The sequence below is a fragment of the Roseateles sp. P5_E11 genome (genome assembly GCF_054049355.1).
This window is the reverse complement of the sequence record NZ_JBFUMO010000167.1, coordinates 1-10,862: the sequence shown is the minus strand read 5'-3', so window position 1 is coordinate 10,862 and position 10,862 is coordinate 1. Positions and strand designations below refer to the sequence as shown.

8 protein-coding genes are annotated in these 10,862 nt (G+C 67.8%); 1 reads left to right on the top strand and 7 read right to left on the bottom strand.

The features are described 5' to 3' along the window. Together ACXJKR_RS14265 and ACXJKR_RS14260 are read right to left on the bottom strand one after the other, a co-directional pair. On the bottom strand, positions 1–303 hold a 303-nt coding region (locus tag ACXJKR_RS14265; RefSeq protein ID WP_457323394.1), incomplete at its 3' end, for a hypothetical protein. Between the two features lie 109 nt (positions 304–412). After that, positions 413–2,560, bottom strand: coding sequence for a WD40/YVTN/BNR-like repeat-containing protein (locus ACXJKR_RS14260; protein ID WP_457323393.1), 2,148 nt, complete (start codon positions 2,558–2,560; stop codon positions 413–415). Between the two features lie 92 nt (positions 2,561–2,652). Between ACXJKR_RS14260 and ACXJKR_RS14255 the strand changes: the two genes are divergently transcribed. Further along, a complete protein-coding gene (locus ACXJKR_RS14255) occupies positions 2,653–2,796 on the top strand; it encodes a hypothetical protein (protein ID WP_457323392.1) in 144 nt (47 codons plus the stop codon). Positions 2,797–3,002: 206 nt separating this feature from the next. On the opposite strand, the gene ACXJKR_RS14250 is transcribed toward ACXJKR_RS14255, so the two are convergent. The 5 genes from ACXJKR_RS14250 to ACXJKR_RS14230 all read right to left on the bottom strand — a co-directional run. Further along, entirely contained in the window at positions 3,003–4,565 is a 1,563-nt protein-coding gene (locus tag ACXJKR_RS14250; protein WP_457323391.1) for an alpha-L-fucosidase, read from the bottom strand. A gap of 196 nt (positions 4,566–4,761) precedes the next feature. Next, positions 4,762–5,859, bottom strand: a complete 1,098-nt coding sequence (locus ACXJKR_RS14245) for a non-reducing end alpha-L-arabinofuranosidase family hydrolase (RefSeq protein ID WP_457323390.1) — start codon at positions 5,857–5,859, stop codon at positions 4,762–4,764. A 53-nt stretch (positions 5,860–5,912) separates the two neighbouring features. Next, positions 5,913–7,823, bottom strand: coding sequence for a glycoside hydrolase family 97 protein (locus ACXJKR_RS14240; protein WP_457323389.1), 1,911 nt, complete (start codon positions 7,821–7,823; stop codon positions 5,913–5,915). 33 nt (positions 7,824–7,856) lie between these two features. After that, on the bottom strand, positions 7,857–10,592 hold the full coding sequence (locus ACXJKR_RS14235) for a TIM-barrel domain-containing protein (RefSeq protein ID WP_457323388.1): 2,736 nt from the start codon (positions 10,590–10,592) through the stop codon (positions 7,857–7,859). A 65-nt stretch (positions 10,593–10,657) separates the two neighbouring features. Further along, a partial coding sequence (locus tag ACXJKR_RS14230; protein ID WP_457323387.1) for a hypothetical protein occupies positions 10,658–10,862 on the bottom strand: 205 nt, incomplete at its 5' end.

Below are 10,862 nucleotides of genomic sequence, written 5' to 3'. Positions count from 1 at the left end.
CTTGGCGCCACAGCTGTTGGTGTAGGTGGCGGTGGCCGTGCAGGCTGCGGCCGGTTGGATGGTCTGCTCGCGCGCTGCACCGGCGGTGCCGCAGCCGCTCCAACTCCACATGCCCCCGGATATCGGCTGCGGGCCGAGGATGGCCGAGGCACCGGTCTTGATGGTGGCCGATGCCGTTTGCGTCCACGTGCCATTGACGTTGATGTAGGGCGTGATGGCGGTCGGCGCGCAGGTTTGCGCCAGCGCCAGCGGGGCTGCGCTCGTGCCAAAGGCAAGCAGCAGCGCGTGTATCAAGGTTCTCATGTTCTACCTTTCAGTGAAGGTGCTCGGCCGGTTGTCTCCGCCGGTCACGAGCGTTATGCAGCGGCAGACCGGCGCCAAGAACTGGACACCGGCCTGCCGAGCCCTTGTTTCAGTTGCTGTAAAGCATTCCGCGGCCGGTGCCGCTGATGTAGATCCGGCCGTAGATGGCTTGGTCGGCCGCCATCACGCCGATGCCGCCGAACTGGTTCGCGTCGTCGTTGAAGCGCGTCCAGGTGGCGCCGCCGTCATCAGAGCGATGCACGCCCCAGACACCGTTGCTGACGCCCACAACGTAGACCGCGGCCGAGTACGGCGCGCCAGCCTTGGCCTTGCCCAGCGCGATGGCGCTTGCACCCTGCACCTGGGGCCAGGGGTTGCCGGTGAAGATCGACGCGAAGTTGCTGAGCTTGGCCCAGCTCGCACCCGAATCGGTCGAGTGGTACACCGCGTTGCCGTCGGTCAGCCAGAGGTCGCCCTCGACGTTGGGGTTGACCGCCAGCGAGGTGCTGCCGAAGTAGTTCGGCGCCAGCCCGGCGTTCACCGAGCCCTGGCTCAGCGTGAACGTGTGGCCGCCATCGGTCGACGTGTAGACCTTGCCCGGCGTGCCCCACCAGTGGCCACCGGAATCGTAGGCATAGACCTTGTTCGGGTTCTTGCGATCGGCAACCAGGTGGTAGGCGCGGGGGAAGACGCTGTTGATCGCGGGCAGATTGGTCGGCACCCAGGTGGCACCGTTGTCCGTGGTGTAGGACGGCACCGAGTAGCCGGGTGCCCAGACTGCCTTGTTGCGCGCGGTGATGGCGATGCTCGCTTCCCCACCCGTGTTTTGCGCCGCGCCCGTCGGGTAAGTGGCGAACTTCGCCCAGGTCTTGCCGCCGTCGCCCGACCACATGCCGTAGGCGGTGTTGTTGCCCAGGTAGACGCCGATGGTGGCCATGTACTGCGGATCGGACCACGCCATGTCGGCGGCGAAGCTGTTGCTCCAGTCGGTGGCCGGCGTCAGCGTCGGCTTGGTCGTGAGGTTGGTGTGCACCCAGGCGCCGACGTCGCCCGAACTGTTGATGACGGTGTAGGTGGCGCCGGCCGGCGGCGTGGCCAGGCCCAGCACGGCCGTCTCCTCAAGGCCGTCGACCGTCATGGCCCAGGTTGGCGTGGCCGAGGAGGCGTTGCTTGTCTGCATGACGCCGCCGGAGACGTGCAGGATGTGATCGCGGTTGAAGGGATCGATCTCCACATCGTCGATCCAGCCCCAGGAGACCTCGCCCGGCGTCATCGCTTCGATCTCGCGCCAGTTCCGGCCGGCATCGTCGGACAGCTGGAGGATTCGCTGGCCGGGGAAGTTGCCCCAGGTGTTGGTGATCCCCAGCGCAATGCGCGTGGTCGCGCCGGTGCCGGAGACGGACACGCCGCCGTAGCCGACCGAGTCGTCGCTCCTGAGCAAGGTCCAGTTGCTGCCGTCGAACTTGTACAGACGGGCGGGACCGGCGGAGCCGGGACCGGCGTCCCTGGTGAAGACCACGTAGAACATGCCGTCAGCGGCACGCACCATGTGCGGGATGTGATAGCCGGAGATCGGCACCGTGACCGGGGTCCACGAGGCGCCGCCGTTGGTGGACTTGTACAGGTTCGAGGCCAGGCCTGCGGTCTGCACATAGTCCGGCGCGATGGGGGCGTAGATCGTCTGCGTGGCCGTGCCGCTGCCCTTGGTGCCGGTGTCGTAGACGACCGTCTCGACGCCCATGGCCGTGCCGCCGTTGGCGTTGATCTGGTCCTGGGTCATCTTGAGGGTCGACAACGACGTGACCTGCGCCCAGGTGAGGCCCGAGTCGGTGCTCTTCCACAGGCCGGCTGTGCGCGAGCCGTAGAACAGCGTCGACGGCTTGTTGGGGTCGACCATCAGGCGCTCGCCGATGGCCCGGCCGGGGTTGTTGCCGCCGAGCGGGAAAGGCAGGGCGACATAGGTCCACTGGTCACCACGGTTGCTGGAGATGTACAGGCGGCCGTTGCCACCGGACGTGTACATGCCGGCGCCCATGTAGACGCGCTGATCGTTGTTCGGATCGACGGCGATGCTCTCGACGCCGTGGAAACTGGCCTCGCCGCCACCGAAGCCCAGGCCGTCGGTGATGGGCACCCAGGACGACGTGGGCTGGTTCCAGCGGTAGGCGCCACCGATGTCGGTGCGCGCGTACAGCAGGTTGGCGGTGGTCGGGTGGAAGACCAGGCCCGTGACGTAGCCGCCGCCGCCCCACTTCACGCTCGTCCAGGTGGTGCCCTCGGCCGGAGCCGGAGCCGGAGCCGGAGCCGGAGCCGGAGCCGGAGCCGGAGCCGGAGCCGGAGCCGGAGCAGGTGCCGGAGCCGGAGCCGGAGCCGGTGCAGGTGCAGGTGCAGGTGCAGGTGCAGGTGCAGGTGCAGGTGCRGGAGCAGGAGCGGGTGCGGGTGCGTCGCCACCGCCGCCGCCGCCGCCACAGCCGGCCACCAGGGTCGCGGTGACGATGGAGAGAACGGTGAGTGGTTTGCTGTACTTCTTCATGATGGGAAACGAGGTTGGGTTCGTTGAGGGCTTGACATGGCGGCGCTGATCACAGGTTGCGCATTACTTAATGAACGGCTTTCACGACACTTCTCTGGTCGATGGCCGCAGACCGCGCGATCACGCGACCACACCGCCGCTCATCCGACCCGGCGCATTGGCGCCTTCAGCCGCGGGCAATGCGCAACGCGCTGGCGTGGCGGCTGGGCATGCGCTCGGGAACGTCGACCTCCAGCGCCTGGGCGGTCTGGCGGAATTTCAGCGGCCCGCCCCCCAGCAGTTCGACCCGGCGCACCGGGCGCGGATCGTGGGCGTTGCCTTGGCGCAGCGCGGCGATCTTCAGCGTGCCCTTGGGTTCGCCCAGCGTCAGCGCGTACAGCGCATCGCCGCGGGTCGTGAAGCGGATGTCCTGCGCCGTGTAGTCCACGTTCTCCTTGAAGGCGCCGCTGGCGGCCTCGGTCGGGCCTTCGCCGTGGATCTTCCACGGCCGCGTGCCGTGGATGGCTTCGGCGTTGAGCTTCATCCAGGCGGCCATCTCGGTCATCAGCAGGTCTGATTCGGCCGTCAGCGTGCCGTCGGCGCGCTGCACCACGTTGAGCAGCATGTTGCCGTTCTTGCTGACGATGTCGCACAGCATCGTGATCACCTGCGCCGGCGTCTTGTAGCGGTCGTGCTCGGAGTGAAACCAGTCGCCGTTGGAGGTGCAGGTCTGCCATGGCAGCGGGTTGATGCCCGGGAGCACGCCACGCTCGACGTCCTGCACGCCCACCTCGGCGATGTACTCGCCCGACCCCAGCGACTTGTGGTTGTACACGGCCTGCATGTCGCCATGGCGGCGGACCGAGGTGTTGAACAGGTGGGCCACCATGGCGCGCCCCACCTCGCCGAACGGGATGCCGCCGTCGGAGTACAGCAAGTCGGGTTGGTGGCTGTCGATGAGGTCGATGATGCGGCGGTACCAGATCTCGTGGAACTTCGGGTTGTTGGTGTACCAGTCGCCGCCCCGGTTCAGGTACGGCGTGTTATGCGGCTCGTGGTAGAGGTCGAAGTTCTCGGGCTTGGCGCCGTCATAGGCCACGCCCAGCTTGGGCCAGAACTGGTCGCACTGGTGGCTGGTCCACCACCAGTTGTGACTGGTCGCCAGGTGCTCGGAGACACCGAAGCGCAGCCCGCGCTTGCGCGCGGCGCGGCCCCATTCGCCGACCACGTCGCGCATCGGCCCCATCTGGGTGGCGTTCCAGCGGTGGTGCTTGGAATTCCATAAGTCGAAGTTGTCGTGGTGCACGCCCATCGAGACGAAGTACTTCGCACCCGCCGCCACGTAGCGGTCCATCAGCGCTTCGGGCTCGAAGCGCTCGGCCTTCCACAGCTTGATGATGTCCTTGTAGCCGAACTCCGACGGGTGGCCGTAGGTCTTCACGTGGTGGTCGTAGTGCGGGTGGCCGGGCACGTACATGAATCGGGCGTACCAGTCGCCGCGGCTGGGCACGGCTTGCGGTCCCCAGTGCGACCAGATGCCCAGCTTGGCCTCGCGGAACCACGCAGGGACCGCCGACTTGCGCAGCGACTCGGCAGCGGCCGTGAACGGGCCGGACGCCAGCGGCGGCGGCTTGTATGGGGCGGGCGCCACTGGCGCGCAGTCTCGCGCCTGTGCAATGCGGGCGGCGCCCAGGCCGGCGGCGGCCAGCAGCGGCGTGGTCAGGAAGCTGCGTTTACTCAGGCTTGACATGGGGTTCTCTCTCGCTTGGCGTTGTCGACGATGGYCTTGACCAGGTCGGGGAACACTGCGCACCGGTCGTACAAGTACGGCGTTCCATTGGCGGCCGTGGTATCGATATAGCTGGTCGCGCTGGCCGCCGGGGACGCAGCTCAGTGGGTGGGCCTGCCAGCCCGACAGGGACGAGTTGCCGCGGCAGGGCAGGCAGTCATTTCTTGCACAGCTCGCTGATGGCGTTCGGGGCGGTGGCGGTGATCACGCCCAGCCGATAGGGCAGCTCGATGTAGTCGTAGTTCTTGCCCTTTTCCATGTCCAGGCCCTGGAAGAGGAACTTCAGCGGCTGGCAGGGGTCGATGCTCAGAGTCTGGTCGATGCCGTCGCGAATCATTTCGCCGTGGGATACGCCTTCGGACCAGATCCGGCCGTTGAACTTGACGTTGTCTGCGCCAGCGAACCTGTTCATCGGGGCGCCGGGAACGGGTTGCCAGGCGCCATCCAGGCGATCCGCCGTCCAGGCGCGGAAATACCGGCCCTTGGGCCCCATCGCCTCGATCAGCGTCAGGTACTTGTTGGTGCCGGTGATCTTGTAGGTGTTGCTGGCCTCGAACATGTCATCGCGTTTTTCCGCCATGACGACGACGGGTTCGGCGAAGCCCTGAGGGAAGCGGTCGATCGTCGTCTCGCCGCGGTAGAAGCTGCCGTTGTCGCCTGTGAAGAAGAGATGGCACTTCTTGTCGTCGCAGATGTTCCAGAAGTCCAGCCAGACCGCATGGCCCTCGGCGTTCTTGACGCTGTCCGGGATGGCCGAATAGAAGGGCTTGGGCGCCGTCCACGAGTGGGGGTCGGCGATGTTGGGGGTGGTCGAATAGAGCGGGTCACCGCCCTGGAAGATCAAATACCAGAGCTTCTGCGGCGCGAAGTAGAAGACCTGGGGTGCCGCGCGATAGCCCGGCCCGATGGGCGATTTCTCGAGCATGAACTGCGGGGCCTTCGGCGCCTCATCCCAGTTCGCGAAGCTCGTGTAGGCCATGCCCCAGCCGTTCTTGCCCGCAGTGGTCATGAAGACGTGATAGCGGCCGTCGTGGAACACGATGGTCGGGTCCTTGACGCCGAAGATGTCCGCCCGGTCGGCCGGCGGCTTGATCAGCGCCTCGCTGGATTTCCATTCAAAGGCGATGGCCTGGGCCGGCGTCCCGCCGACGACGACGGGCTTCGCGTCGGCGGCTGCGCTGCTGCCACCACAGCCGGCCAAGAGGCCCGCCGCGAGCATCGAAGAGACGAGAAGTTGTTTAGTGCACTTGTTCATGAGGGAAAACGGGTTGTGGTTGATGGATGGAATGACAGGCGTGAGCGCGCTGCTCACGGCGTCGGTAGCGGCTCCAGCACCACGGCGGCGCCACCCGCGGCGGCCAGCGACAGGCTCAGCACGTCCTTGCGGGTCACCTTGCGTTCCGTGCGGCGCACTTCGCGCACGACCTCGCCGTCCTGCCAGATCGTGGCGCGCCAGTTGCCGGGCGGCAGGAAGCCGAGCGACACCTTCTCGGTGCGGGCCTCGTCGCCCGTCATCGCGCCGATGTACCAGTTCTTGCCTTGGCGGCGCGCCAGCACGATGTCCTGCCCCGGCTCGCCGGCGATGAAGTGGGTTTCGTCCCAGGCCGTCGGCACGCGCTTGATGAAGTCGAAGCCGGGCTCGCCGCGGTAATTCGTGGGGTCGTCCGACACCATCTGCAGCGGGCTGTCGTAGACGACGTACATCGCCAGCGCCTGGCCGCGCGTGTTCTGCACCAGTGGCATCACTGCACGCACCTCGAAGGTGGCCGGTGTCGCGTTGCGGAAGCCTCCGGGTGTGTAGTCCATCGGGCCGACCAGCATGCGCGTGTACGGCAAGGTCACGTTGTGGCTGGGGGTGGTGCGCGTGGTCATCTTGCTCCACTCGGCACCGAGCACGCCCTCCTGCGTGATGTAGTTGGGATAGGTGCGCTGCAGGCCGGCGGGCACATAGGCGCCGTGCAGGTCCAGCAGCAGCTTGCGCTTGGCGGTGGCGGCGGCAATGCGCTCGTAGAAGTCCACCACCTGCTGGTCGTCACGGTTCATGAAGTCGACCTTGACGCCCTTGATGCCCCAGCGGACGTAGGTGTCCAGCACCTCGTCCATGCGTGCGTCCACATGCGCCCAATGCGCCCACAGCATCAGGCCCACGCCCTTGGCTGCGGCGTAGCGCGCGAGTTCGGGCATGTCGATGCCCTTGGCCGGTCGCGTGATGTCGGTCTCCGGGCTGGCATCGCAGCAGCCGCTCGGGCCGGAGGCCCAGTTCGCGTCGATGAGGTAGTAGGGGAAACCGGACTCGGCGGCGAAGTCGATGAAGCGCTTGTAGGCGCCCATGTCGGGCTTCATGCCCACCAGTGGGCCGGACCACCAATCCCATGCCGCCTTGCCGGGCTTGACCCAGCTGAAGTCACCTTGCGGCGCCGGATTGAGGTTGCCGACGAGGTGCGACTCGATCAGCTTGCCGGCCTGGTCGGCCAGCATGACGGCACGCCAGGCGGTCGTCAGCCCGGCCGGCGAGACGAAGGCCGGGCCGGCGCGTCCCGGCACGCCGGACAGTTGGAGGCGGAGCGCCTCACCCTCGCGCCGCAGCGAGGCACCGGTGTAGCCCTTCAGGTTGGCCTGCGTGATGGCGTAGTGGGTGCGGCCCGACGGCGTGGCGCAGACTACCGGCACGTCGTAGGCGGCGTCGGCCTTGAATTGCGAGACCTTCAGGCGCTCGAACGCCTGCTCGTGCGAACCGTCGGTGGGCGTAACCAGGCAGGTCGGGTCGCCCGCCGGCACGAAGGCCGTGCGCTCGCCGCGCAGCTTCACCGGTCCGGTGTCTTCCAGGCGGTAGCGGAAGGCAACGCCGTCGTCGTAGGCGCGTGCATCGATGAAGAGGCGGCGGCCGGAGCCTGCCTCGCGGAAGGTGAGCGTGGCGCCGCGGTAGTGGTCGCGGGCCGTGGCCGCCTTCGTAGCGACGAGAGGAATGACGCGGTCCTCCGCGACGTCCTGGCGCGACTCCAGCGTCAACGCGCCGAGGGCTTGGCCGTCCAGATCAAGCCCCAGCGGTGAGGGAGCGATGACGGCTTCGCCATGGCGGCTGACGCTGAACTGGCCGCCGTTGTCGGCGATGCGCAGCGCGACGTGGCCATCGGGCGAGGTGATGACGGCGTCGGCCGCGTAGGCGCCCGATGCGGCCAGGGCGAGCGCGGCGATGGCGAGGTGGGTGGTGGTCTTCATGGATGTGTGAGCAGAGTTGGGGCTGGAGAGCGGTTAGCCCAGGCGTATTTCGACGGCGTGCCCGGTGTAGACCACCTCGCGCAGCGGGTTGGATTGCAGCGTCGGCACGCCGTCGCCGAGGCGGTGGATGCGCAAGCGCTTGGTCGTGCGCATGCCCGCGAAGCGCCCGTTGCGCGCCGCCAGGCGCAGCACGCCGCGCTTGTCGTCCCAGGTCATGCGGATCACGCTGAACCCGCCCTTCTCGTAGGCATAGTCCAGGCCGCTGTCCTCGTAGAGGTCGAAAGCGCCGTTGGCGCCAGGCACGACGTAGAGGTCGAGCACCTCACCGGTGGCCTCGGCGGTGGACTGCAGCACCGGCCCGAGCGGCAGGATGCTGCCCGCGCGCAGGTGCAGCGGCATGCGCTCCAGCGGCGACGCCACGTCATGCGTGCGGCCGCCCGCGCGCCGTTCTCCCGTCCAGAAATCGACCCAGCCGCCCGCAGACTGCGGCAGGTACACGGGCCAGCTCGACACGTCAGGCGCCAGCACTGGCGCCACGTGCAGGGCGCGGCCGAACATGTAGCTGTGCGCCTGGTCCAGGGCCTGCTGGTCCTGCGGGAAATCGAACACGAGCGGCCGCATGATCGGTGCGCCCTTTGCATGCACCTCGTGGGCCAGGCTGTAGAGGTAGGGCAGCAGCTGATAGCGCAGCTCCAGGTACTGGCGTGCAACCGCCTCCACCTTGTCGCCATAGCGCCAGAACTCGGTGTTGGTCATGTAGCCATGTACGCGCTGCAGCGGCAGGAAGGTCGCGTACTGGAACCAGCGGATCAGGCGCTCGTGGTACGCCTTGTCGGTGTACTGGCCGTCGCCCGGGCGGAAGAATCCACCGGCGTCGACCGTCCAGTAGGCATAGCCGGCGGCGGCCATGTTGAGGCCCGCGGGGATCTGCCGCTTGAGCGTGTCCCAGTCGTTGCCGATGTCGCCCGACCAGGTGGCTGCCGCATGCCGTTGCTGCCCGGGGAAGGCCGAGCGCGTCATGATCATCACGCGCCGGTCAGGTGCCGCCTGGCGCTGGCCTTCGTAAACGGTACGCGTGACGTACCACGGGTAGGCCAGGCGCACGCGCTCACCACGGCCTGCGGCCGTACGCCGGCCCACCAGGTCGTCGTTCTCGGGCTCCGTCGCGTCCTGCCACCAGGCGTCGATGCCGAGCTTGAGCAGGYGTTCGCGCTGGTTGTTCCAGTAGAAGGCGGCGGCCTTCGGGTCGAAGAAGTCGACCCAGTCGGTCTGGTCGATGTAATGGCCGGCGGCTGCGGTGCTGCGGCCGAGCTCGGTGTCGCGCCCGATCTTGGCCCACACCGACAGCATGAGCCGCCCGTTCAAGCCGTGCACCTCGCGCACCAGCGCGGCGGGATCGGGGTAGTGGGCCTCGTCGAAACGCATCGCGTTCCAGCCGTGACGGCCCCAGTACTGCCAGTCCTGCACCATCACGTCGACGGGCAGCTTGCGGCGGCGGAATTCGCGCAACGTGTCGACGATCTCCTGCGACGAATGGAAGCGTTCGCGGCAGTGGATGTAGCCATAGGCCCAGCGCGGCATCATCGGCGTGGCCCCGGAGATCTCGCGATAGCCCTCGAACACCTCGTCCGCGCTGGGGCCGGCGATGACGACGTAGTCGATGGCATCGGCCACCGGTGAGCGCCACGCCGTGCTGGCGCGCACGGCGCCAAAGCGCAGAGAGGGAGAGTCGTCCTTGTCGGCGTGGATGCGCACCTGGTGTTCGCCTGCCGGCAACTCGACGACAAAGCCGACCGTCGGCGGCAGCCAGTGGTTCACGATCTCGACGCAGGACTTGCCGTCGATCTCCACCGAGTGGCGCGAACCCATTGCGCGGCCAACGTCGAGGAGGAAGGCGAAACGGCCGGCCGTTTCCGTTCGGAACGTGCCTTCAAAGCGCGTCAGGTTGCGCACGACCTGCGCATTGCCCGTGGTGGTCGTCACATCCACGACTTCGGCCTTGCTTTCGGCGTTGACACGGCTCAGCGCCACGAGCTGCTCGGGCGTGTTCAGCTCGGCCATGCCGTTGTTGTGCCAGAGCAGGCCGTAGCCGCGGCTGGACAGCATGAAAGGCAGGCTGATCTGCGTGTTCACCTGCGTCAGGCGGCGCGGGTGGCCGCGCAGGTCCATGGCGCCGTCCTGGAAGCAGCCGGTGCCGTAGAGCCGTTCGTCGGCGGGTGACTCGAACACCTGCTCGGCGATGAACACAGGCTCGTCGCCCAGCCGCGACGGCGTCAGCCGCCGGGTGCCGGGCGCTTCAGCGAGCAGCAAGGCGCCGTTACGGTCGAAGAAGCGCAGCGCCCCGGTGCCGTTGTCCACCTCGCAGCGGATGGCCGGCAGTTCCAGGCGGGTCGCATCAGCGCCCGGCGTCTGCTTCATCAGGAGCTTGGCACGGCCGGGCAGCAGCGCGAGGCTTGGTGGTGGCGCCGGCGTTGAGGCCTGCGTTGAGGCCTGCGAAGGAAGGAAGCGCACTCGCAGCGCCCGGTCGCAGAGCGCGCTGATCCGCAGCGTGCCCTGGGGCGTCGTCAGCACCCATTCCGGGGCTGGCGACGGGTGCGCGCGGCGGGCCTCGGCGTTCCCCGGCGCCAGGTTGCCGGCGGCGGCGTTCGCCACGCCGGACAAGGAGGCCGTCGCGGCCGTTGCCGCCGCAGCGCCCAGTGGGGTGGCGGCAGCAGCGAGGGCGGCCCGCAACGCCTCGCGCCGGGAGAGGGTGTGCTTGGTGTATTTCATGTCATCGCTCTGGTTTTGATGGGCAAGACGGTGGGGTAGGGCGCGTTGAACATGGTCTTGCATGTCTACAAGGTCAGCGCATCCACACGCTCCGGGATCTCGCGGTCCGGCATGCCGCGCACGTCCCTGGCCGAGAAATCGCTGACGCCGCGCAGCACGAACAGCGCCGCCCCGCCGTGCCCGCGCCGCAGATTGACGGCATGGAAGCTGGCATCGCTGACATCGTCCAGCACGACCGCGGTTCGCCCCTCCGGCTTCACGTAGCCGACC